We start from the raw sequence: 23414 nt of genomic DNA on the forward strand, positions 1-23414 counted from the left end.
GCCCGGGAGGCAAGGCAGGCTCGCCTCCCGGGCATCGGCGTCGACGCGGGTCACGCACACACGGGAACGGACGAGGTCACTTCCGACAGGGAACGGAAGAGCAGTTCGGTCGAGGCGGCCCCGGGGTCCAGATAGCCGATGCTGCGATGGCCGAGATAGGACGCCCGCCCCTTGCGCGCCAGCAACGGAATCGTGGACTCGGCGCCGGCCCGCGCCGCCGTCGCCGCGACGGACGACGCACGGCGCAGACACCTGACCTCGACGCAGGAGCCGCGGAAGGCATCCAGCGCAGGAACGAAGGCATCCACCATGGTCTTGTCCCCGGGGGCGGCGGCTCCCAGCTTGACGATGACGGCGAGCCCGGCGTCGAGCGCGTCCGCGAACTGTTCGGGGTCGGCCTCGGCGGTCGGCAGCGCGGCTCCGATCGCCTGGAAGGCCTTGCCGTACAGCACTCCCGAAGCACCGCCCACCCGGGCCAGAAGCAGCACTCCGGCCTCACTCAGCACGCCACCCACCGAGTCCGGTACGTCGCCCTCCTCCAGCCACCGGCAGACATGCGAGAGCCCTCGGCACAGATTCACACCATGATCGCCGTCGCCGATCGCGGAGTCCAAGATGGTGAGGTGGCCTCGGTTGTCGTAGGCCGCCCTTGCAAAGGCTCGTAACCAGTCTCGAGCCAGTACGCCATCCACTCGGTTTCCCTTCAGCCGTGACGATAGGGGGACGCCGTCCCTCGACCACACTGTCAAGCGACATCACAGGATGCTCACGCAAAGAGCACGAACCTCAGCAGAAATTTGACCGTAATGCCTCGCGTCACCGCCGACAACGAGCGATCAGTAAAAACGAGCCCAAGTAGAAGTTTCCCTAGAAGTCCGGACACACCATCTGCGGTTCGAACAAGGGTAGTTGATGGTCCGCGACCTACCGGCCCGTACACGGCAGACGTTCACACGCACGTCAAGAAGGCCTCGGCGCCGAGGAGTCGACGAGCTTGTATACATGGCCGGCTTCGACGGGTGCACCGTCGCCCGACCAGCCAAGTCGTGGTCCGGACCAGGATGTTGACGGAGCCTCAGGAGTAACGCGAGGGCCTCGGCGGCGCGCGCGTCACTCGCGCAAAACGCTGTTCAGCATTGCTGAATGACATTCTGCGAACTAGGCTCGGGTCCCGTCCAGGCCGCACATCCATGTGAAGGACGTACACATGTCTCTGGAGCGTGATCTCTTCGGCGCCGACCAGGCCGCCGACGAAAAGGTACGAATACTGGTGGCGGACCACGACCCGATCTCGCGGCACGTCCTCACGAGTGTCCTCCGCAGATCGCCGCACCTCGAGGTGGCGGGCAGCGTGAACGACCAACAACAGCTGCACCAGTGGCCGTTGGACCGGGTCGACGTAGTGGTCCTGGCCTCCGCCCCGCGCGACAACGTCACGGACCTGGTACGCCAGCTGGAGTCGCGGAAGGTGCGCGTGCTGCTCGTCGGCACCGCCTGGAGCAAGCGACGGCTCGACGCCGCCTTCGCGGCCGGCGCCACCGGCTGCCTGGTGAAGAACATTCAGGTCGCCGGACTCTCGGCGGCCATCCGCGCGGTGGCGTCCGGACACACCGTGCTCTCCCCGGAGTTGCGGGTCCTCTACGCGCAGCGGACGCCCGCCGCGTCGAGCGCGCACCCGGCCGGGTCCGAGCAACTGCTGCGCACGCTGACCTCACGCGAGCAGGAGGTGCTGAGGAGTCTGGCCGGCGGCATGTCGACGGCGGAGACCGCGGCCCAACTGCACGTGTCCCCCGCCACGGTCAAGAGTCACGTCTCCCACGTGCTGACCAAACTCGGTGCCCGCAACCGGCTGGAGGCCGTTCTGCTGTTCCAGCGTTCCGACGGTCTCGACACGGAGACGGTGCCGGGTCATCTGACGGCCATGGTCGGGTGAGACGGGCACTGGGGTCGAACCGGCCGGTGGCCGAACTGACCTTGCGCCGACGGCCCGTTGGCGTGCGCGCGCTCAGCCCGCCGGCCGGGACAGCATGACCGGCAGGCCCTCATCGCCGGCCACGGCTCCTCCCCCGGCGGCCACCTCACCTCACCACCAGGTGGTCCAGATAGCCCCGCACATTGCGGTGGGTCTCGGTGACGTGGTCGCCGCCGAACTTCTCCGCCACCGCGTCCGCCAGGACCAGAGCCACCATCGCCTCCGCGACGATGCCGGCGGCCGGCACCGCGCACACGTCGGAGCGCTGGTGGTGGGCTCTGGTGGCCTCGCCGGTACGGGTGTCGATGGTGGCGAGCGCACGGGGCACGGTCGCGATCGGTTTCATGGCCGCGCGCACCCGCAGCGGTTCACCGGTGGACAGGCCGCCCTCCGTACCCCCCGAACGGCCGGACCCGCGCCGCACGCCGTCCGCGCCCGGCAGGATCTCGTCGTGGGCCCGCGATCCCACCACGCGGGCCAGCTCGAACCCGTCGCCCAGTTCCACGCCCTTGATCGCCTGGATGCCCATCAGCGCCGCCGCGAGCCGTGCGTCCAGCCGCCGGTCCCAGTGCACGTGCGAGCCGAGGCCCACCGGCACGCCGTGGGCGATCACCTCGACGACTCCGCCGAGGGTGTCACCGTCCCGGTGGGCCTGTTCTATCTCGGCGACCATCCGCTTCGAGGCGTCCGCGTCCAGGCAGCGCACCGGATCCGCGTCCAGGCGCGCCTCGTCGTCCGGTACCGGCAGGATCCCGGCGGGGGCCTTCGCCGCACCCAGCTCCACCACGTGGGAGACCAGCTCGATGCCGCAGGTCCGCCGCAGATAGGAGCGGGCCACGGCGCCGATCGCGACGCGTGCCGCGGTCTCCCGGGCGCTGGCGCGCTCCAGGACCGGGCGGGCTTCGGCCAGCGAGTACTTCTGCATACCCGCCAGGTCCGCGTGACCGGGCCGGGGCCGGGTCAGCGGCTCGTTGCGGGCCAGCCCTGCCAGCACCTGCGGATCCACCGGGTCGGCGGACATGACCTGTTCCCACTTGGGCCACTCGGTGTTGCCCACCATGATCGCCACCGGGGAGCCCAGCGTCAGTCCGTGCCGGACCCCGCCCAGGAAGGTCACCACGTCCTGCTCGAACTTCATCCGGGCGCCGCGGCCGTGGCCGAGCCGCCGCCGCGCCAGCGCGCCGGCCACCAGCTCCGTGGTGACCGGCACACCCGCGGGCAGCCCCTCCAGCGTCGCGACGAGCGCGGGGCCGTGCGACTCCCCTGCCGTCAGCCAGCGCAGGGTGCTCATGGGCGCCACGTCCTTTCGAGTGCCTGTGTTGTCGGTGCGACGCGGTGTCCGGGGAGGTCCCGCCGGGACTCGGCGGGAGTGCAGCGAACGGACACCGGTCGCGGGGGCCGGGGGGCGGGGGCTGGGGGCGGGGGCCGGGGGCCGGGGGCCGGGGGACTTCACTCCCCGGTCACTCCCCCCGGTACATCTCCGCAACGAGAAAGGCCAGGTCGAGGGACTGGCTGCGGTTGAGCCGCGGATCGCAGGCGGTCTCGTAGCGCTGGTGGAGGTGGCCGACGAGGACCTCGTCGCCGCCTCCCACGCACTCGGTCACGTCGCTGCCGGTCAGCTCCACGTGGATGCCGCCCGGATGGGTGCCGAGGCCGCGGTGCACCTCGAAGAAGCCCTTGACCTCGTCCAGCACCGCGTCGAAACTGCGGGTCTTGTGGCCGCTGGACGCCTCGAAGGTGTTGCCGTGCATCGGGTCGCAGATCCAGGCGACCTGGGCGCCGCTCGCGGTGACCTTCTCCACCAGACCGGGCAGCTTGTCGCGGACCTTGCCCGCTCCCATCCGGGTGATGAAGCTCAGCCGGCCCGGCTCTCGGTCGGGGTCCAGCCTGTCGATCAGTGCCAGGGCCTCGTCCGCCGAGGTGCCCGGCCCGAGCTTGACCCCGATCGGATTGCGCACCTTGGACGCGAACTCGATGTGCGCCCCGTCCAGTTGGCGGGTCCGCTCACCGATCCAGATCATGTGCGCGGACACGTCGTAGAGCCCGCCGCCGCGTGAGTCCTCCCGGGTCAGGGCGGTTTCGTAGTCCAGTACGAGTGCCTCGTGGCTGGAGTAGAACTCGACGTTCTCGAACTCCTCGGGGTGCACCCCGCACGCCGTCATGAAGGCCAGCGCGCGGTCGATCTCCTGGGCCAGCTTCTCGTAGCGCTCGCCGCTGGCCGACAGGGCGACGAAGTCCCGGTTCCAGGCGTGCACCTGGTCCAGTGCCGCGTAACCACCGGTGGTGAAGGAGCGCACCAGGTTCAGCGTGGCGGCCGACGCGTTGTACATGCGCCGCAGCCGCTCGGGGTCGGGGGTGCGGGACTCGGGGGTGAAGGCCAGGCCGTTGACCGAGTCGCCGCGGTAGACCGGCAGCGTCACACCGTCCCGGGTCTCGGTGTCCTTGGACCGGGGCTTGGAGTACTGTCCGGCGATCCGGCCCACCTTGACCACCGGCACCGAGGCCGCGTAGGTCAGCACCGCGGCCATCTGCAGCAGCGTCTTGAGGGTGTTGCGGATCTGGTCGGCGGAGACCGCGTCGAAGGTCTCCGCGCAGTCACCGCCCTGGAGCAGGAACGCCTCGCCCCGGGCGACCGAGGCCAGCCGGAGGCGGAGCTGGTCGCTCTCGCCGGCGAAGACGAGGGGGACGGCGGTCGACAGGTCCGCGAGCACCGAGCTCAGCGCCTCGGGGTCCGGCCAGGTGGGCTGCTGTGCCGCCGGCTTCGTACGCCATGACTGGAGGCCGAGTTCATCTTGGGTCATGTTCGGATCGGGCGGCAGGTGACTACCGCCGCTCCCTTCCGTTGCAGTGAGAATTCTGAAGAGGGAATTCAGACCCGCGGCAGGGTCGCCGACAAAAGCGGGAGTACGGAACACGAGGTGAACGGTTCTGGCGGGGCCCCGATCAACTCCGGGACAATTCAAGCAGTCCCTTTCTCCTCCCCGCATCGGCTGATGGCCGAGTTCTTCTGAACTTAAGGAGGAGGAGAAACAGGACGAGGGGACCGCGCGGGCTCAGGAGGACGGGTCGGCCAGCGTCTGCCGGAAGCGGGTGTACTCCGCGCGCTCCTCGTCCACCAGCGGGTGGGGCTCGGCGTAGACATGGTCGAAGACCGCGTCCATGGACGGTGAGGGCAGCGCGCGCACCTGCTCGCGCACGCCGACCGCCAGCTCCTCGGCCTCCTTGTCCACCGTCGCGAAGTAGCCCTCGTCGGCCTGGCCTTCCCGGGTCAGGTAGGAGGCCAGCCGCGCCAGGGGATCCTTGCGTGCCCAGCGGGCGGTCTCCTCCTCGCCCCGGTAGCGCGTCGGGTCGTCGGAGGTCGCGTGGCCGTTCATCCGGTAGGTGAGGGCCTCGACCAGGACGGGGCCGGCGCCGCTGCGGGCGTGGGCCAGCGCCGCCCGCGTCACCGCGAGCACCGCGAGGACGTCGTTGCCGTCCACATAGAGGCCGGGGAAACCGAATCCGGCCGCCCGGCGGTGGATGGGGACGCGTGACTGCAACGCCACCGGGGTGGAGATGGCCCACTGGTTGTTCTGGCAGAAGAACACCACGGGGGCCTGTCGGACCGCGGCGAAATTGAATGCCTCGGACACATCGCCCTGGCTGGACGCGCCGTCCCCGAAATAGGAGAGGACCGCCGATTCCTCGCCGTCCATCGCGACACCCATGGCATAGCCGGTCGCGTGCAGGGTGGGTGCGCCGATCACCAGCGAGTAGATGTTCATGCCGTGGTCCGAGGTGGACCAGCTCCCGTTGTCCACACCGCGGTACAGGCGCAGCAGTGCCAGCGGGTCCACTCCGCGGTGCAGCGCGACGGCGTGCTCGCGGTAGGTGGGGAAGATGTGGTCGTCGCGCCGGGTGGCGTGCGCGGAGCCGACCTGGGCGGCCTCCTGCCCGCGCAGCGACGCCCACAGGGCCAGCTCGCCCTGGCGTTGCAGGGCGACCGCTTCGCTGTCGATCCGTCGGGCGACCACCATGTCGCGGTACAGCTCGCGCAGTTCACCGGGAGTGATGTCGAGCGGGTACCCGGGGTGTTGGACGCGTTCGCCTTCGGGTGTGAGCAGCTGAACGGGGTCGGTGCCCGGCTCCCCCGAGGGGAGGAAGGCGGCTTTCTGCTTCGTGTCCAACTCCGGCTCCTCATGAATGTCCCGTGCCGGCTGGTCTCGTGTGCACGGGCTGCGTAGGGTGCGTTTCCGCCGGGCGCTCGTGACGCCGGTCAGCGCGTCAGGATCGTATTCACTGCGGGACTTCCCTGGTTTCGAGCGCCGCGGCGAGGCGGTCGACGGCGGCCGTCAGGGTGTCGGATGACGCCGCGAAGGAAAGCCGGACATGCTGTTCCGCGGTGGGACCGAAAGCACTTCCGGGCGTGACGACGACCCCGGCGCGCTCGATCAGCCAGGCGGAGAATTCCTGTGCCGATCCGAATCCGAGCCGGGAGATGTCCGGCAGGACGTAGAAGGCACCTTCGGGGTCGGCGCAGGAAATACCGGGGATCTTGTTGAGCGCGCCGACGAGGAGCCGTCGCCGGGCGTCGTAGCTCGCCACCATCTCGTCGACGGCGACGCGGGACTCCCCGCTCAGCGCGGCGAGCGCGCCGCGCTGGACGAACGAGGCGGCGCAGCCGACGGTGTGCTCCTGCACCTTCACGACGTCCCGCATCACGGCCGCCGGACCCGCCACGTAGCCGAGCCGCCAGCCGGTCATGGCGTAGCTCTTGGAGAAGCCGTTGATGGTGAGCGTGCGGCCTTCGCAGCCCGGCCAGGCGGCCAGGCTGCGGTGCGGCCGGCCGTCGTAGCGGATGTACTCGTAGATCTCGTCCGCGAGTACGGCGAGGTCGTGCCGGCCGGCGACCTCCGCGATGGCGTCGGCCTCGGCGGCGGTGAGCATGCGGCCCGTCGGGTTGTTCGGGGTGTTCACCAGGATGGCCCGGGTACGCGGGGTGACCGCGGCCGACAGCTGCTCCGCGGTGATCGTGAACCCGTCCCGGGGATCGAGCGGTACGTCGACCGCGCGCCCCCCGAGCAGCGTGATCATCGGGGCGTAGCTGACCCAGGCGGGCGACGGCACGAGCACCTCGTCACCGGGCCCGATGACGCCGGCGAGGGCGATGAACATCCCGTGTTTGGCCGACGGGGTGACGATGATGTCGGTCCCGGGGTCCGCGACGATCCCGTTGTCGGCGTGCAGCTTGCCCGCGATGGCCTCGCGCAGCTCCAGGATGCCCCGGCTCGCCGTGTAGTGCGTGAAGCCGGCCTGCAACGCCTCGACGGCCGGCCGGACCACGTGGTCGGGCGTCGCGAAGTCGGGCTCGCCGCCGCTGAGGTTGACCACGTCGACGCCGCGGGCCTTCTGGCGCTGGACCTCGTCGAGGAGGGCGACGGTGGGCGACCGTCCGATGGACGCCGCGACCGGCGCGGACCGGGTGCTCATGCGGCGGCCCGCCCCGCCTCCGGGAGTGCCTGGTCGACGCTTGTGACCACGGCGGTGCGGGCGAGCATGAGCCGTGCGGCGTCCTGCAGTTCCTCGTCCCCGGTGGCCGTGGCGTCCTCGAGCACCTGGACGGCGAAGTCGCGGTCGTGCGCCTCGCGGGCGGTGGTGAGCACCACCAGGTCGGTGGCGACCCCGGTGAGCAGCAGTGTGTCGATCTTCCGGGATCTGAGCAGGAATTCGAGGTTCGTGCAGTAGAACGGGCTCACCCGCTGCTTGACCACGATGTCCTCACCGGGCTCGGGCGTCAGCCGCTCGTGGACCTGGGTGCCCCAGCTGCCGAGGGTGAAGCGGTGCTCCGGGTCGGGCGGCCCGAAGAGGCTGGACGCGGCGGGCCAGTCCTCGTAGTGGCTGCTGTAGCCGAGCACGACGTAGATGACGGGTATGCCGTCCGCGCGGGCGCGTTCGATCGCGGCCGCGGTGCGGTCGATCACCCCGCGGGCGGCCACCTGCTTGAGGGACACGTGCGCGTAGTGCCCGTCGGGGTGGACGAGTTCGTTGACCATGTCGAGCACGAGCAGTGCTGACCGTGACATCTTCAGCCTCCGATCACCAAGGACTGGTGGACGTTCAGTTCGGCGGAGCGCAGCAGGTGGGACGCGACGTCGTCCGCGTCACGCATGAACTCGCTCCACGCGGTGGGCCCGGTCGCGACGACCTGGGTGAAGAAGCGGGAGTACTCGGTGGGGATGCCGAGCACGTACAGACCCTGTACCGGCCGGCCGTCCGCGCCGATCGGGTGGAACGGCGACCGGGTCACCGCGACACCTCCGGTGTGGAACTCCCCGCCGTTGACGAACTCCCGCCACAGCCCACGGCGCAGCAGCATGCGGGTCAACGGGGAGGTGTCCGCCCGGACGTCGGGCGCCGGGATCCGGGCGTCGATGATGGTGTCGACCGCCTCGGACGCTCCCGGTATCGCGGGTGAGACGACGCCGAACTTCCCTGTCTCGGCATCGGTCACGTAGGTGGCCTGGGGCCCGATGACCCGCAGGATTCCCGCCTCGATCAGGGCGCGCGTCTCGCGCAGCCGGACCAGGGGCGGCCCGGCGGCGAGGAAGGCGCTGCGCGGTGCGTACCAGTCGACGAGGCCGTCCCGGTGCGATGCCGCAGCCAGCCCGCCGAAGTCGGTGAGCTCCCGGATGATCCAGCGCAGACTGCGCAGGATGTCGAGGCCGGCCTTGACCGGGGAGTCGACGTTGCCGCGCTCCGCCTCGCGCACGTCGGCGTCCAGCGCGACCAGCAGTTCCTTGTCGAAGGTGGCCCGGTCGGCGAAGGTCCGGTGGGCGAACGGAAGGGCCAGGGTGTCGAAGTCGAGACCTGGCAGGTCCCCGAGGCCGAAGTCCGCGGCGCACCGTGCGAGGTCGGAGACCGAGGCGCCGCCGCCGGCCCGCACCCGCGCGGCGAACTCGTCGGCGGTGGCCGCTCCGGAGCGTTCGCGCAGCACCGTGGTGAAGTAGACGAAGTCGACCTCCGCCCGCAGCCGGGGCAGCAAGTGCCGGTGGAAGTCCAGGCGTTCGGCACCCGCGGAGGCGCGGACGAGGTCCTCGGTGAAGAAGACGGGCCGGTAGCCGAAGCCGGACGGCTTCTGGTTGCGGCCGCGTCCCGGCTGCGGGAACCCGCTGCGCGAACCGGCGACGAGGTACGGCTCGTTCCCGCTCGGCGTGTAGACGAGACCGTCCGGCGACTCGGTGAAGCTGCCGCCGCGCCCGACCGTGAGGGCGGCCACCACGTCGTAGAAGGTGAGCCCCATCCCGATCACGCCGGCCTTGCTGCCCGGGGCGATGTCCGGCAGCGGCATGTCCGCGGCCGAACCCCCGGGAATGAAGCGGAGGTTGGGGTGGCTCTCCGCGAACCGCTGGAGTTCGAGCAGGCGCCCCGACAACCGCGGCCGGGCGTGGCCCGTGACGAGGGCCGCCTGGTCGGCGTACAGCTCGCTGCCGTCGTCGAGGGACAGGCGGAACCCCTCCCCCTCCCTGCGCAGGTCGCTCACGGTGGCGACGACCCGGTGCAGGGTGACGGAGGACGGCAGCGCCCGCTCGATCGTGTCGAGGAGGAAGAGCAGGTACCGGCCGTAAATGCCGCGCGGCGCGTAGTCGTTGGCGTGCTCGCGCCCCGGGTCGACCATGTCCCACCACTGGGCGAACGAGGGGCCGGCGCCCGGCCGGGCGGGCCCCCCGTCCGGCGGACCGGAGAACGCGGTGATCTCGCCGGCCACCGTGTTCATCAGGTACCAGTCCGGCTGGTCGGTGCGCCAGACCTGGCCGCAGCCGACCTGCACGGAGTCGATGAGATGGATCTCGACCGGTTCGAGGGACTCGGACGCCCGGGCGGCGAGCCGCTCCAGGATGCTCATGGCCCGGGGTCCGCCCCCGACGACGGCGATCCTGGTCATCGTGTCTGCCTCGCGTTTCCACGGCACAACTCGAGTACGAGATCCGCCAGTTGGGTGCCGGGGTCGCCGAGGCGGTCGGCGTACCGCTGGACGATCCACTGCTCGCGGTCCGAGGCGAGCCGGCTGCCGCCGTCGCTCATCCGGGTCCGCTGGATCTTCAGGGAGAACGCCATCCGCTGCTCCAGGAGCGAGATGATCCTCTCGTCGAGGACGTCGATCTCGGTCCGCCAGCTCGCGATGGTGTCCGTGGCCTCCGGACTCATGCCGCTTTCTCCTTCCGTGGGACCAGCGGCACGGCGACGGCCGACGCGACGCCCGCGAACAGCCACACCACGCTCCAGGTCGACCAGCCGAGCAGCAGCGGGATGAACAGCGGGATCACGAAGCCCATCGCGAACACCATGGTGTTCTCCAGGCCGAGCGCGGTGCCCGCGCGGCCGGCTCCCGCCATCGAGGCGATCTCGGTGTAGGCCACGCCGTGCCAGGCGTTGGCGAACACACCGCCGAGCACCAGCGCGACGACGGCGGCCGGGGAGGACGCCTGGGCGAGCAGCGCGGAGACGCCGAGCGCCACCGCGGACAGCGCACCGAGGATCCTGATCATCGGGCGCCGGTTGCCTCGCTTGTCCGTGAACCGGCCGCTCCAGATACGGGCCGCACCGCCGCCGAACTGCACGATGCACATGGCGACCACGGCGGCGAGAACGCCCGCGTGCTCGACGTCGTGCAGATAGATCGCGAGGAAGGTGATCACTCCGAACTGCGGCACGGTCAGCAGGGAGCTGGCCAGGGCCAGCCGCCAGACGTCCCAGCGGCGCAGCGGGGAGCGGCTGTCGACCTGCACGGCTCCGGCGGCCGCGGTGACCTCCGGGGGCTCGTGGAGCCAGCGCCAGGTGGCCGCGGCCGCGGCGAGGCACAGGGCGGCGAGCAGCAGATAGACCGGGCGGAAGCCGGAGCTGCTGGCCAGGCCCGGGAGTACGGCGATGCCGATGGCGCCGCCCGCGGGCATCGCCGTCTGCCGGATGCTCATGGCCAGACCGCGCTGACCGTCCTGGAACCAGGTCATCACCGCTCGTCCGGACGAGCCGTTGATGCTGCCGCCGAAGAGACCCACGAGGAGCATCGCCAGGACGAGCAGTGCGAGCGGTGGCGCGTCACCGTGACTGGGCACCAGGGCGACCCCCATGAGGGCGAGCACCGCGCCGGTGGAGAGCAGGCCGAGCAGCAGGACCCGGCGTTCGCCGAAGCGGTCCGTCCACACCCCCCAGAGGATCTCGGACGCGGCGATGCCCAGGTAGATCACGCCGATCACCAGGCCGAGCTGGAAGTTGCTCAGTCCGTACTGGGAGCGCAGCTGGGGGCCCGCCACCGGGAGCCCGGAGATCGCGGCGGAGAAGCTGGCCTGCGCCGCGACACCGATGCTGAGGATCACCCAGCGGTGGTTGGCGCCGACGGTGGGGAGGCGACGTTCGGCGGCCTTCACGTTCGTGCTCATGCGCCGATCACCGCCAGGACGTCGGCCTCGATCAGCAGTTCTCCCGGCAGGTGCACCCATACCGTCGTGCGGGCCGGCCGGACCTCGCCGAACACCTCGTCGAAGATCTCGTTCATGGCCGCGAAGTCCTCTTCACGGGCCAGATAGAGCCTGACCATCAGGACGTCGGAGACACTGGCGCCGGCGGTCTCGAGCAGCTCCTGGAGGTAGGTGAACACCGTCCGGGCCTGCTCACGGAAGCCCGGGGTGGGACCTTCGAGCTGACCGGGGAGAAACGGGACCTGCCCCGAGACCGCGAGCAGCGGTCCCCGGCGGACGACCGGTGAATACCGTGCTGCCGGCGCCGGAGCACCGGGCGCGGAGAACGTTTGGCTGAGCATGAATGACCTTTTCCGAAGGATATGGGGGGAGTTCGGCGCGCGATGTGATGGTTCGTCAGTTCCGCGTTACGCGCGATCCGCGGACGTCGTCTGTCCGCTGTCCGCTTCCGAGCGGTGCCCGGAAGAAGCTGTGCCCGGTCCGGCCGGGTCCGTTGCTGCCGGCCTCGACCGTCACAGGGCGGGTTCCTTCGCCTCGTACTCCTCGATCTCGGCGAGGTGGGCCAGCGTCTCGGCGATCCGGTCGCCCGGCTCCAACAGGCGGCGCCGCAGCGGCTCGTCGATCCGGAACGGGCTCTCCACGGCACCGCAGCTCAGGCGCCGGGTGGCCAGGTCGACCGTGACGGTCAGCCACGGGTCCGCCTCGATCTCCGCCCACAGCCGTTCGATCACCTCGTGGTCGACCTCGGCCGTCCACAGGCCCCGGGTCGTGGCGTTGCCCCGGAAGATGTCGCCGAACCGGTCGGCGACGACCACCTGGAAACCCGCGCTCTGCAGGGCCCAGACGGCCGACTCACGGGATGACCCGGTCCCGAAGTCGCGACCCGCGACGAGGACCGTCGCCCCTTGGTACTGGGGCTGGTTGAGGACGAAGGCGGGATCGCTGCGCCAGTCCGCGAGCAGGATGTTCGTGAAACCGTTCGGCCGGTAGTACGGGACGAACCGGGCCGGCGCGAGCTGGTCGGTGTCGACGTCGTCGCGCCGCAGCGGAACCGCGGTCCCGGTGCGCAGGGCGGGCTCGCTCACAGGTCCTCCGGTGTGGTGAAGTGGCCGGAGACCGCGGTGGCGGCCGCGACCCGGGGCGAGACGAGGTGGGTCCGTGACTGCTTGCCCTGGCGTCCCTCGAAGTTCCGGTTGCTGGTGGACGCGGCCCGCTCGCCCGGCGCCAGCCGGTCCTCGTTGAGCGCACAGCACATCGAGCAGCCGGCCCCGGCACGGAAGTCCGCGCCGGCCGCGTCGAACACCTTGTCCAGGCCCTCGTCGACGGCCTGGCGCCGGACGGCCGCGGAGCCGGGCACGATCAGCATGCGTACGCCGTCGGCGACACGACGCCCGTCAAGGACGGACGCGGCCTCGCGGAGGTCCTCGATCCGCCCGTTGGTGCACGAGCCGAGGAAGACCGTGCTCACCTCGAGGTCCCGCACCACCTGGCCCGGACGCAGGCCCATGTAGTCCATGGACCGCTCGGCGGAGGCCCAGTCCTCGGCGGTGGCGAAGTCCGTCCTGGACGGGACCCGCCCGTCGATGAGCAGGTTCTGCGCGGGATTGGTACCCCAGGAGACCCGGGGGCCGACGCGGGTGGCGTCGAGGTGCACGACGTCGTCGAACCGGGCGTCGTCGTCGCTGCGCATCCCGCGCCACCGGGCCTCGGCGGCGGCGAAGTCCTCGCCCTTGCCCAGGGCGGCCGGCCGGGCGCGCAGGTAGTCGATCGTCACGTCGTCGGCCGCCACCAGGCCGGCCCGCGAGCCGGCCTCGATGCTCATGTTGCAGAGCGTCATCCGGCCTTCCATGGACAGCCGGCGGATGGCCTCGCCGCGATACTCGATGACGCTGCCCTGCCCGCCCCCGGTGCCGATCTGGGCGATCAGCGCGAGCGCGAGATCCTTGGCCGTGGCCCCGTCCGGCAGCACGCCGGAGACCTCGACGGCGAGGTCCTTCGGCCGGTGCACGGGCAGGGTCTGGGTGGCGAGCACGTGCTCGACCTGGCCGGTCCCGATGCCGAACGCGAGCACGCCGAGGGCGCCGAGCGTCGAGGTGTGCGAGTCGCAGCAGACGATCGTCATGCCGGGCCGGGCCAGGCCCAGTTCGGGGACGATGACGTGCACGATCCCCTGGTCGGCGTCGCCCAGCCGGTGCAGCTGGATGTCGAACTCGGCGCAGTTGGCGCGGATCAGCTCACGCTGCCGCCGCCCCGCCAGGTCCTCCAGCGCGCCGTCCCTGGTCGGGGTGTTGTGGTCCTCGACCGCGAGGGTGCGGTCCGGGCGGCGGACGGTCCTGCCCGACGCCCGCAGATCGTCGAAGGCCCGTGGCGTGTTGACCTCGTGCAGGACGTGCAGGTCCACGTAGAGCAGATCGGCACCGTCGTCGAGGGGCCGCACGACATGGCTGGACCAGATCTTCTCGGCGAGCGTCCTCCCCATGTCAGGCCGCCACGGGGTCGACGGCCCGGGCCAGGCGGAAGACCGACCAGAGCATGTCGATGGGCCGGGTTTCCGAGATGAACGTCAGCCCGTACCGCTCGGCCGAGGGCTGGGTGGTCAGGGCCGCGTCGACCCGGCCCGACCGGGCCGCGAGCGCGGCCGCGCTGGTGGAGTCGGCCGGCACGACCTCCTTGACGCTCAGGTCCTTCGGCAGCAGCTGCTCGATCAGGGGGACCGGCGCCGGGTGGCTGGCGATCCGGACCGGCCCGGTCAGTGTGACGCCGGCCGGCGCCGCGATCCCGTACTGAGGGGTCTGGTAGTGGTACGCACCGACCAGGCTGAGCGTGGTGTCCATGTAGAACTCGGAGACGTTGGCGTAGGCGTTGGCCACCACCAGCAGGTCGGCCGTGCCCTGGATCACCGCCCTCGACGCCATCTCGTAGCTGTGGAACAGCTCGGGAGTCGGCTCGACGGCCACGCCGGGAAGCCGCTTGATGAGGTGCTGGGCCGCCAGCTCACTGCTCGTGCCGGTCGGGCCCAGCGTGGCCACCTTCCACCCCTTGGCCGTGGTGGGCAGCGAGATGTCCAAGAACCCCTGGTCTATTGATTGCTCCACTGCTTTCCTTCCCCCTGTACCTCGGTGCATCAGTCGTGCGGAGTCATATGGAATGGACGGGCGTGAGCCAGGAGGCGTAGTCGGGGCGCCGGCCGCGCACCACCTCGTCGTAGACATCGCGGAGTTTCGAGGTCACGGCCCCCGCCCGTCCCGTGCCGACCTTGCGGTGGTCGATCGATGTCACAGGGCAGATCTCGACCCCCGTGCCGGTGGTGAACACCTCCTCGGCCTCCGCCAGTTCAGCCGCGGCCACCGGACGCTCCTCGACCGCTGTGCCGAACTCGCGCTCGAACAGCTCGATGGCGGTCGCCCGGGTGATGCCAGGCAGGATGTCGGCGGTGACCGGGGGTGTCGCGACGCTTCCGTCCCGGCCGACCACGAAGACGTTGGACGTGCTCGCCTCGGTGAGGTTGCCGTCGAGGCCGAGCATCAGCGCGTCGTCGCACCCCTCGGCATGGGCTTCCTCGACGGCCAGCGCGTTGTTGGCGTAGGTGCCCGTGATCTTCGCCCCGGACGGGACACTCACCGACGGCACCCGGCGGACCGTGCTCACCTTGCAGCGCAGGCCTTCGCTCGGCACGTACGAACCCATCCGCACCGTGGTGACGGTGAACTGCGCGGAGACACCGCTCAGCCGGACACCGAACGGCGTGCCGGGTTCGAGCGCGAGCTTGTAGGCGAGAGGACGGATGTACGTGTCGCCGCCGCTGTTGTTGCGCCGCAGCAGGTCCAGTACGACTTCGGTCAACTCCTCAGTGCTGAGCGGGAGTTGGATGCGCAGCGTACCGGCGGACCGTTCCAGGCGCTCCAGGTGCTCCCGGAGCCGGAACACCGCGAGCTTGGCCGGGCCTTCCTGGGCGTACGCGCGAATGCCCTCGAAGACACCGGTCCCGTAGTGCAGGGCCTGTGTGCTCAGCGGCAGCCGGACGGCGGCCGCCTCCACGAACTCCCCGTTGTGGAAGGCGTATAGGGGTGCGGCCACGGCGGTCGTCATCGCGCGTCACGTCCCGTGGCGATCGCCAGCGCGGCCAGTCGCTCCGGCTCGGGCTCGCCGGCCCGCCGGTCGTGGATCCGCGCGGCCTTCCAGCTGACCATGGCGCCGGTGCTGGTGATGGCGTCCATGGAGCCGAGTACGACCTCGCAGCGGACGCCGAAGGTGCCGGCGACGGCCCGCCGGATCGCCTCCCGGTCGATGCGCAGGCCCGCCGCCTCGTCCGCCGGCTCGAGATTGACGGTGACCAGGTCCTGCCCGTCCACCTCGTCGATGAACAGGAAGTAGTCGATGACACCGCGGATGTGGGTGAACAGAGCCTGTTCCAGGTCGAAGGCGGTCACCCGCCGGCCGCCCAGGTGCAGCGCGTCCCGGACCCGGCCGATCGGCTGCAGCACCTCGTGGACCGAACCGTCCTGCGCGGAGAGCCGGACCATGTCACCGGTGCGGTACCGCACCAGGGGCTTGGCGCCCTGGTACAGGTGCGTGACGACGAGCTCGCCCTCCCGCACCCCGTTCACCGCGTCGACCGCCTGACCCGTCTCCGGGTCGACCACCTCGAAGTAGTTGTTCAGCGGGACCGTGTGCAGCTGTCCGTCCGCATGGCAGGCCGCCATGATCGACGCCTCCTGCGAGGCGTACATGCAGTTGTAGACGCTCGCCGACCACAGGTCGCCCAGGTTCTCCAGCATGGCCGGCGAGGTCAGCTCACCGAGGGTGAGGATGAGCCGGATCCCGAGGCGGGACTTCAGGTCGACACCGGCGGCACGGGCCGCCTTGGCCAGCGAGATGGCCATGCCGGGGGTGCACACCAGCGCGGTCACGCCGAGCTGCTCCAGCAGGGCCAGCGCACGCGGGAACCCGACGACCGGCGAGTGCGGCCACATCTTGACCACGGTGTGGCCAAGATTGCGCAGTACGTCGCCGAAGGTGTCGCCGGTCGAGTGGAGTTCGGTCGGCCCCATCACCGCGACCACGTGACGCTCGCCGTGCTGGGCGAAGATCTCCTCGTACGCCAGCGTCAGGGCGGTGTTGTTGACGATGGAGTCGCGCTCGTCCCGGGGGCACGGGGTGGCGCGGCCGGTCGTGCCGGTCGTCTCGTAGAAGACCCAGGCCTTGTCGATCGGCTGCGACATGACGTCGAACAGGTCCGCGCGCAGGTCGTCCTTGGTGGTGAACGGCACCGCCGCGAGCTCCTGCGCGCTGATCGGCCCGGCTGGGGCGAGGCCGACATCGCTCAACCGGTCCCGGTAGAAAGCCGAGTTGGCCCGGACGTAGCGGATGGTCTCCGCGGCCCGCTCCATCTGCAGCGCGTGCAGATCCCCGGCCGACCAGCCGCCCTTGTGGAGCTGTCGCTGCTCCGTGATGGCTTCGCGGGCAATGGCCTCGAGTTCCGGCCTGAAGAGGGTGAACACCGCTGTCCTTTCGGTCTGTCGTGGCTGAGGTCTGCGGATGCCGGCGGAGGTCAGCGCATCAGCGGAAGGCTGCCGACGATCTTGTTGACCGGCTTCCGCGGGCCGAACACACCCACCCCGACGAAGTCGAGATCCTGTGTCGCCGTCCCGGACAGCCGGTCGGTGTACTCGTCGTACGTGCGGCAGGACTGCGCCAGTGAGCTGAAGCCGACCCGGACCACATCGCCGTGCCCGGCGAGCTCCCAGATCTCCCGGAGCCGGTCGTTCGACGCGGTCAGCACGGGCACCGGGATCAGGACGATCCCCGGGTGCACGACGCCGTCGGCGTCCTTGACATCCGGCCCGAGCAGCCCGGGGACCCGGTGGCCCAGGGTCATCGTGAGGACCGAGGCGGCGTTGGCCCCCAACCCGGCGGGAAGCTGGTCGCTCACCACCACCGCGCACTTGCCGCCGGTGATCTCCGAAGCCGTGAACTCGGCGCTCATCGGGCCGGCTCCGCGAGCAGCGCGTCCTCGGAGTCGTCGAGGTCGACCACCACCCACGTGCTCAGCTCGGTCCAGGCCCGCACGCCCCGCTGGTGGTCGGGGTGGACCCGGTACCGGTCGAGCGCGGCCCGGTCCTCGAACTGGCCGATCACGGCGAAGTCATGGGCGGCTTCACGGATCGTGGTGTTGCGTCCCACCGACCAGGACACGATGTCGGGGATGTGCTCGGGATGGGCGCGGGAGATGGCCTCGGCCGCGACGGCCCGTGGGTCCGCCCAGGTGATCCCCGGCAGAAACCGGAAACAGACTATGTGGCTGATCATTTCGTGCTCCCCGGTCAGCTCGGCACCGGAGCGAGCTCGGCGGCCAGGCGTTCCCGCAGCACGGAGATGTCCTCGCAGTCGCTCTCGACCCGCTCGGCGATGTACTCGCGGTAGATCTCGTTCAGCTTGAACTCGTCGATCTTCAGGCCCAGTTCACTCAGCAGGTGACGCAGTACGGCCCGGCCGGAGTGCCGGCTGATCAGCAGGGTGCGCTCCCTGCCGAAGCGGGACGGCTCGACGTACTCGTACGTCGCCGGGTTGCGGAGCATGCCCGCCTGGTGGATGCCCGCCGCCGTCCCGAACGCGTACTTGCCGAAGATGGCCTTGTTCCGCGGCTCTTCTAGGCGGATGACCTCGCGGAGACGGTTGTAGACGGCGTAGATGCCGGCGAGGTCGACCTCGGTGTACAGGCCCAACTGGTCGCCCTTGTAGGCGAGAAGGGCGGCGACCTCCTCCATGGCGGTGTTGCCGGCCCGCTCGCCGATGCCGCCGACCGTGACCTGGACGTCGTCCGCGCCGGCCTGGAGTCCGGCGATCGCGTTGGCGGTCGCGAGGCCGAAGTCGTTGTGGCAGTGCACGCCGATGCGCACCGGCGCCGGCGCCCACTCCCGGATCTTGGCGATGAGGTCGCCGAACTCCTGGGGGGACGCGCACCCGGAGGTGTCGGCGATCGGGACATAGCGGGCCCCGGCCTCCACCGCGCGCTCGGTCAGCTGCTGGAGATAGCCGAAGTCGCCGCGCGTGGCGTCCTCGATCCCCACCGCCACGGTCTCCACCCCGAGGGAGGTGGCCAGCTTCGCCGCGTCCACGGCGTCGTCGATCGCCTGCTGCCGGGTGATGCCGAGCTTGTGCTCCAGGTGGATGTCGCTGCCGGTCCCCATGATCTGCAGGACGTGGTTGCGGCTGCCCGCGGCCTGGACCGCCTTCTCGATGTCGTCCCTGCGGGCCCGGGACAACGTTGCCACCTGGGCCCGGCTCAGTGCCGCGGAGACCGCCTGGGTGGCCTCGAAGTCGCTGGACGACGACGCCGGGAAGCCGGCCTCGATCACGTCCACGTTCAGCGCTTCGAGCCGGAGCGCCAGATCGAGCTTGTCCTGCGCGGACATGGCGTTGCCGGGAGCCTGCTCTCCGTCGCGCAGCGTCGTGTCGAATATCCCGATGCGTCGTGCGGCTTGCTTGTTGGTCATGTGATTCCTTGGGTGAAGGAGGGCCGTGCGGCGCTCTCCCCGCAGAAGCCCTGCCCTCTGCGGATACGGCTACTGCGCGAGTAGGTCCCGCACAGCCCTCAACGCTTCGAACCGATCACTGAGCAGGCCGTACCGGCTGCTCCCACACCACGAGTCCGACGGCACCCTTGGGGCTGCGCGGGGTGTGCACGCTGTCGGGAGGCATCACCAGCAGGCTGCCCGCGGGATAAACACCGTCGTCGGTCTCGAGCTCGCCCTCGACGATCCAGATGATTTCGTATCCGGGGTGCCGGTGCGGCTGAGCGTGCGCACTCGGCAGATAGCGGACTATGGCCGCCGCGGGGCCGTTCTCGCCGGTTTCTTCCGTCGAGTAGAGCGAATGAATCTCGGCGCCGATACGGCCATCTCGAATCAGCGGCTCGAACTTGTAGTTCACCGGTCCGAAAGACTCCCCGGGAACGCCGCCGTAAAGCTGCGGAAGTGCGCTTGAGTCACCCTGATCAGACATACGTATTCCTTTGCAGGTCGAGTGGAGAACAGGGATCAGTCGCCGACTTTGCCCGGGATCCCGTCGATCCAGGCGTCGCTGTGCGCATCGGCCGCGGCCTGGTCCGCAAAGGCGTAGGTCTTGAGCAGCCAGCGGCCGAGCGCGCGCTGGGCGTCGCTGATCTCGATCTGCTCCCGGTTGTGCAGGCCGTGCTGGTTGGCGAACGTGAGCACGTCGCCCTCCTGCATGCGGTGCCGCTCCTTGGGCACGCGGGTCAGCGCGTTCTTCAGCGCCAGCAGCGCGTCCTTGGCCTCGACGGGCGCGTCCGGGGCGGTCGAGGTGTGCGTGTCGAGGTAGCGCAGTGCGGAGACCCCGCTCAGGATCGCGTGCGTCGGCGTGCTGCCGAGCTCGGCGTTCGCGTCCCGGGAGACGACGTCGAACGGGGTGATGAAGTACGGCTTGCGCAGCACCTGCTGTATTTCCGGCGACAGTTCGGCGATGAGCCGACGGCCGGAGACGAAGCCGGTGAAGACCAGGTCCTCGGTCGGGCAGCGCATGCCCAGCAGGGTGATGTAGTCGGCCCGGACGGGGTGAGCGGTGCGGTCGTTGTGGAACACCACCTCGCCGCCGTTGTAGCCGGTCTGCTGTCCCAGGTACTTGTTGATGGCGATGACGTCGATGAAGAAGTCGCCGCCGAAGCGATTCGCGTAGGACAGCAGCGGTGTCTTGGTGATCTGGGCCAGCAGCTCCAGGAATCCCTCACCGATGAACGTGATCTTCCGGCTCTTCTTCTCGCTGGAGGGATCCTCGTTGCCGATCTCCGGGAGGTCCTCGTCCACCGGGCAGTTACGCAGGACATGCGCCTCGGCAAGTCCCTGGGAACGCTCGAGTCGAATCTGCTCGGCCGCCTCGAGGAGCCGAGCGGGAACTCCGCCGTCGGCCACGACCTTGGAAATAAGTTCGCTGAATGCCGGGTAGTCCTTGTAAGGACTGGCCTCGACGCCTTCGAGCTTCTCGACGAGCTGAGCCCGCTCACTGTCCGTCAGAACCAGCAGCGCTTCCAAATCCCGACCCCCACATTCTTTTGATTCGGCACGAGCATTCAACCAATGCACGCTCGTTCCCTGCATCGGCTGACGGTTGAGATCCGCCTCAACCTAAGGAGGAGACCGGGCCGTTGGCGGGGGCCCGGACACGCGCCCCGGAGCACGGGCGAACCCAAGGGGCCGGCCTCTTCCGGTCCGCTCAGCGCCGCGACGGCCACGAGGTGCCCCGGGGGAGGCGTGCCGGACGGCGGCCACGGGTGCGTGGCATAGCATCAGCTGCCCTCTCCACTGGGCCACTTACTCCGAAGGCCAGGGACGGTGACGAAGCTGAGCACGTGGAAGCGGAGCCTGACGGCGGCCGGGGTCCGGGAGCCGGAGCTCCGGAACGACTACGACGACGGGCGTCGGCTGGTGGCGCGGTTCCGCCGTAGTTCCTATCTGGCGGCCCGTCTGCTGCTGCCGCCGTCGGTGCTGCCGCATGTGGTGGCCGCGACGGCCGTGATGCACCACGGGGACAACCTGCTGGACACCGGCTCGAAGCCGCAGCGGGTCGCGGCGTGGGCGTCCTGGGAGCAGCACGTACGCAAGGCGCTGGACACGGGAGTGGCCGACGAGCCGCTGATCCGCACCTTGCTGCACACCGTCGCCGCGTATCCACGGCTTCGGGGCGCGGTGGAGGAGTATCTGTCCACCGCCGGCGCCGAGTTGGACTTCACCGGCTTCGTCTCCGAGGCCGACTACCAGGCCTACGTGGACGCCTACTCACTGCCCGCCTTCATGCTGGTCGCCGTACTGCTGGGCCCTGACGACGATGACGGCGGGTACCGGGCGATGTGCCGCACGCTCATGGAAGGCAGCCAGCGGCTGGACTTCGTCAATGATCTCGCCGAGGACGTCGCGGAAGGGCGTGTGGGCATTCCGGCTCAGACGCTGGCGCGTTGCTCCGTCACGGTGGCCGACCTCGCGGTGGGGCACGAGCCGCCGGGGCTCGTCCTGTTGGTGGAGCACGAGGTCAGGGCGGCCCGGGCCGCCCTGGAGGGAGCCCAGGAGCTGCTCACCCAGGTCTCGGCTCCCGGCCGGACCCTGCTGAACGCGTTCATCGAGATCGAGCTGCTGACCGCCGACGCGGCACTGGCGCGCGGAGCGGGGCTGCTGCACGGCTCCGCGAGCCCTCCGCTGCCGGGCACGCTGCGGGTCCTGCGGAATGCTCGCCGAAGGGCGAGAAGCGCCGGGCGTTGAACCGGAACATCCACCCGCGCGGGGCGGTGTCGTCCCGGTTTACGGGCGGGGCGGTGCCGTCCCCGTTTACGCGCGGGAGCCGTGCCGTCCCCGTTTACGGGCGGGGCGGTGCCGTCCCCGTTTACCCGCGGGGCCGTGTCGTCCCCGCTTCCCCGAACCGGGGACGACACGGCACAGGCAGGCCTCAAGCCGTCAACGTCGCGCGGGGAGTGCCGGGTTCTTCGGAGGGGTGAGCGTCCCGGTGCCCTCGTCGAGCTTCTTCTCGCCGTGCACGGTGAACAGCCGAATGCTCTTGTCGATCGGCGTACTGAAGACGGACAGGTGGGCGTTGAGTGTTCCGGTCACGTCATAGCCCCCGAACACCGCCCACGCGACCACGGCGCCACCGGACCCGGCGGAGGTCCCGGTGCCCCGGCCCGTTGCCGAGACGCGTGCGTACGGTGCGACGTCGACCGTGAGGTCCACGGCCCCGTACAGGCCGACGGACGCCTCCGCTCCCAGCGTGGCCTTCACGTTCCCCGCGGCCGTCACCGACGACTTGACGGGCGTGGCCGTCATGTCGGCCTCGTTGACCGGGGTCCACCCCTTGGTCCGGCTGTAGCTGCCGCCGGCCTTGAAGTCGCCCTTCGCGCTCTGCGAGACCTTGACGCTGACCTTTCCGTCGGCATCCACCTGGTAGTAGAGGACGTAGCCGAGGTTGACCACGACCGGCACCGGACCGACGTAGATCACGACATCGGTGTGCAGTTCGGCGAACGGCACTCGCGTGCCCTTCTGCGCGGCGGACGCCTGCCCGTCCAGCTCCCACTGGGAGGTCCAGTCACCGGAGAGGCCGAGGTAGGCGGAGTCGGGGTTGTCACCGCTTCCGGGGGCGTCACCGTCGTAGGCGAACTCGATTTCCGGAGCAAGCTGGACGTAGCCCTTGATCGACGCCTTGGCGGACGACGAAGCGCCATCGGCGGTCTGCACCGAGTCACTGACGTCCACACGCAGGCTCCCCAGCGGCACCTTCGCTCCGCCTGGACCGAAGGTGGCCCCGCTGCCCTTCTTCCCGGAGACCTCGACATCCGCGTCGAGTCCCTTGACCTCGATGCCGGAAGGGTCCACCGACGCCGTTTCGTTGACCTTGCTGCTGCCGAGCAGTTCGTGGAGCGTGGCCGGTTCGGTGTCGACCTTGGTGCCCTTGTCCGTCTCACCCAGCACCCGGGTGACCTTGACCAGCAGGCCTTCGGGGGCCGAGGGGACCGGTGCACTGGCCACGACGTCGCCGACGGCCACGGCGCTGCGGCTCGACGTACCGTCTGAGACGACGGCCCGTCCATTGCTGTCGTCGTACGAAGTCACCTTCAGCGACGACTTCTTCGCCGACGGCTCCCCGTCGGCGGCATGGGCCACCGCTGCCGAGGTGGTCTTGGACGCGGTGACCGCGGTGGAGGTGCCGGCCTTCTTGGCGGAGGAAGACGGCGCCACCGTCCCCGCCACCGGCTCCGCTCCGCCGCCCGCCGCGGCGCCTGTCCCGGCCGCTCCCGCCGCAGAGCAGCCAGTGACGAGCAGGGCGGTGACCACCAGGGCCGGTATCAGCGCATTTCTTGGGTTTTTGGGCAAGGTACATCCTCGGAAGAGTGCAGTGGGGGCCTGCCAACGTGCTGCGCACGAGCATTACATGCACACGCGTGTGCATGACAGCGCTTCCCCGCTACAGAGAAGATGACCTGACTC

General features: G+C 70.2%; 23 protein-coding genes. 2 read left to right on the forward strand and 21 right to left on the reverse strand.

Annotated elements, in window-relative coordinates; all coding sequences use genetic code 11:
* Window positions 1-50: 50 nt before the first annotated feature.
* Window positions 51-743 carry a dihydroxyacetone kinase subunit DhaL gene (gene dhaL, locus ACFVYF_RS36475; protein ID WP_389462401.1) on the reverse strand — a complete coding sequence of 231 codons (693 nt, stop codon included), beginning with the start codon at window positions 741-743 and terminating at the stop codon, window positions 51-53.
* Between the two features lie 464 nt (window positions 744-1207).
* On the opposite strand from dhaL, the gene ACFVYF_RS36480 reads away from it, so the two are divergent.
* Window positions 1208-1933 (forward strand): LuxR C-terminal-related transcriptional regulator, encoded by a 726-nt coding sequence (locus ACFVYF_RS36480; protein ID WP_389462346.1) that lies wholly within the window; start codon window positions 1208-1210, stop codon window positions 1931-1933.
* A 145-nt stretch (window positions 1934-2078) separates the two neighbouring features.
* Here the strand turns inward: ACFVYF_RS36480 and aroC are convergent, their stop codons facing one another.
* The 19 genes from aroC to ACFVYF_RS36575 all read right to left on the reverse strand — a co-directional run bounded on the left by aroC (window position 2079) and on the right by ACFVYF_RS36575 (window position 20474).
* The gene (gene aroC, locus ACFVYF_RS36485) at window positions 2079-3263 is read right to left on the reverse strand and encodes a chorismate synthase (protein WP_389462347.1); all 1185 of its coding nucleotides are present in this window, start codon (window positions 3261-3263) and stop codon (window positions 2079-2081) included.
* Between the two features lie 169 nt (window positions 3264-3432).
* Window positions 3433-4773, reverse strand: a complete 1341-nt coding sequence (locus ACFVYF_RS36490; protein ID WP_389462348.1) for a class II 3-deoxy-7-phosphoheptulonate synthase — start codon at window positions 4771-4773, stop codon at window positions 3433-3435.
* Window positions 4774-5025: 252 nt separating this feature from the next.
* On the reverse strand, window positions 5026-6231 hold the full coding sequence (pdhA, locus tag ACFVYF_RS36495; protein WP_389462402.1) for a pyruvate dehydrogenase (acetyl-transferring) E1 component subunit alpha: 1206 nt from the start codon (window positions 6229-6231) through the stop codon (window positions 5026-5028).
* A 16-nt stretch (window positions 6232-6247) separates the two neighbouring features.
* A complete protein-coding gene (locus tag ACFVYF_RS36500; protein ID WP_389462349.1) occupies window positions 6248-7441 on the reverse strand; it encodes a pyridoxal phosphate-dependent aminotransferase in 1194 nt (397 codons plus the stop codon).
* Entirely contained in the window at window positions 7438-8034 is a 597-nt protein-coding gene (locus tag ACFVYF_RS36505; protein WP_389462350.1) for a cysteine hydrolase family protein, read from the reverse strand. Before ACFVYF_RS36505 ends, ACFVYF_RS36500 begins: the two co-directional genes overlap by 4 nt.
* Window positions 8035-8036: 2 nt before the next feature.
* Entirely contained in the window at window positions 8037-9893 is a 1857-nt protein-coding gene (locus ACFVYF_RS36510) for an FAD/NAD(P)-binding protein (RefSeq protein ID WP_389462351.1), read from the reverse strand.
* Complete coding sequence (locus ACFVYF_RS36515; protein WP_389462352.1) at window positions 9890-10156, reverse strand: chorismate mutase; 267 nt, start codon at window positions 10154-10156, stop codon at window positions 9890-9892. Before ACFVYF_RS36515 ends, ACFVYF_RS36510 begins: the two co-directional genes overlap by 4 nt.
* Entirely contained in the window at window positions 10153-11388 is a 1236-nt protein-coding gene (locus ACFVYF_RS36520) for an MFS transporter (protein ID WP_389462353.1), read from the reverse strand. The genes ACFVYF_RS36515 and ACFVYF_RS36520 overlap by 4 nt, the downstream gene beginning before the upstream one ends.
* Window positions 11385-11768, reverse strand: a complete 384-nt coding sequence (locus ACFVYF_RS36525; RefSeq protein WP_389462354.1) for a RidA family protein — start codon at window positions 11766-11768, stop codon at window positions 11385-11387. The genes ACFVYF_RS36520 and ACFVYF_RS36525 overlap by 4 nt, the downstream gene beginning before the upstream one ends.
* A 171-nt stretch (window positions 11769-11939) precedes the next feature.
* Window positions 11940-12512, reverse strand: a complete 573-nt coding sequence (gene leuD, locus ACFVYF_RS36530) for a 3-isopropylmalate dehydratase small subunit (protein WP_389462355.1) — start codon at window positions 12510-12512, stop codon at window positions 11940-11942.
* Complete coding sequence (gene leuC / locus ACFVYF_RS36535; RefSeq protein ID WP_389462356.1) at window positions 12509-13906, reverse strand: 3-isopropylmalate dehydratase large subunit; 1398 nt, start codon at window positions 13904-13906, stop codon at window positions 12509-12511. The genes leuD and leuC overlap by 4 nt, the downstream gene beginning before the upstream one ends.
* A gap of 1 nt (window position 13907) precedes the next feature.
* Complete coding sequence (locus ACFVYF_RS36540) at window positions 13908-14522, reverse strand: prephenate dehydratase domain-containing protein (protein WP_389462357.1); 615 nt, start codon at window positions 14520-14522, stop codon at window positions 13908-13910.
* A gap of 43 nt (window positions 14523-14565) precedes the next feature.
* Window positions 14566-15516: a branched-chain amino acid transaminase gene (locus ACFVYF_RS36545; protein WP_389462358.1), complete on the reverse strand. Its 951-nt coding sequence runs from the start codon at window positions 15514-15516 to the stop codon at window positions 14566-14568.
* A complete protein-coding gene (locus tag ACFVYF_RS36550) occupies window positions 15513-16928 on the reverse strand; it encodes a phenylacetate--CoA ligase family protein (RefSeq protein WP_389462359.1) in 1416 nt (471 codons plus the stop codon). The genes ACFVYF_RS36545 and ACFVYF_RS36550 overlap by 4 nt, the downstream gene beginning before the upstream one ends.
* Window positions 16929-16978: 50 nt before the next feature.
* Window positions 16979-17413 carry a DUF2000 domain-containing protein gene (locus ACFVYF_RS36555; RefSeq protein ID WP_389462360.1) on the reverse strand — a complete coding sequence of 145 codons (435 nt, stop codon included), beginning with the start codon at window positions 17411-17413 and terminating at the stop codon, window positions 16979-16981.
* A complete protein-coding gene (locus tag ACFVYF_RS36560; RefSeq protein WP_389462361.1) occupies window positions 17410-17736 on the reverse strand; it encodes a Dabb family protein in 327 nt (108 codons plus the stop codon). The genes ACFVYF_RS36555 and ACFVYF_RS36560 overlap by 4 nt, the downstream gene beginning before the upstream one ends.
* Window positions 17737-17750: 14 nt before the next feature.
* The gene (locus ACFVYF_RS36565; protein WP_389462362.1) at window positions 17751-18923 is read right to left on the reverse strand and encodes a LeuA family protein; all 1173 of its coding nucleotides are present in this window, start codon (window positions 18921-18923) and stop codon (window positions 17751-17753) included.
* Window positions 18924-19038: 115 nt separating this feature from the next.
* Entirely contained in the window at window positions 19039-19431 is a 393-nt protein-coding gene (locus ACFVYF_RS36570; protein ID WP_389462363.1) for a cupin domain-containing protein, read from the reverse strand.
* 35 nt (window positions 19432-19466) lie between these two features.
* Window positions 19467-20474 carry a TauD/TfdA family dioxygenase gene (locus ACFVYF_RS36575; RefSeq protein WP_389462364.1) on the reverse strand — a complete coding sequence of 336 codons (1008 nt, stop codon included), beginning with the start codon at window positions 20472-20474 and terminating at the stop codon, window positions 19467-19469.
* 300 nt (window positions 20475-20774) lie between these two features.
* On the opposite strand from ACFVYF_RS36575, the gene ACFVYF_RS36580 reads away from it, so the two are divergent.
* The gene (locus ACFVYF_RS36580) at window positions 20775-21695 is read left to right on the forward strand and encodes a squalene/phytoene synthase family protein (RefSeq protein ID WP_389462365.1); all 921 of its coding nucleotides are present in this window, start codon (window positions 20775-20777) and stop codon (window positions 21693-21695) included.
* A gap of 192 nt (window positions 21696-21887) precedes the next feature.
* Here the strand turns inward: ACFVYF_RS36580 and ACFVYF_RS36585 are convergent, their stop codons facing one another.
* Complete coding sequence (locus ACFVYF_RS36585; RefSeq protein ID WP_389462366.1) at window positions 21888-23300, reverse strand: hypothetical protein; 1413 nt, start codon at window positions 23298-23300, stop codon at window positions 21888-21890.
* Window positions 23301-23414 lie beyond the last annotated feature (114 nt).

Source organism: Streptomyces sp. NPDC058274, from assembly GCF_042881375.1.
GTDB lineage: Bacteria > Actinomycetota > Actinomycetes > Streptomycetales > Streptomycetaceae > Streptomyces.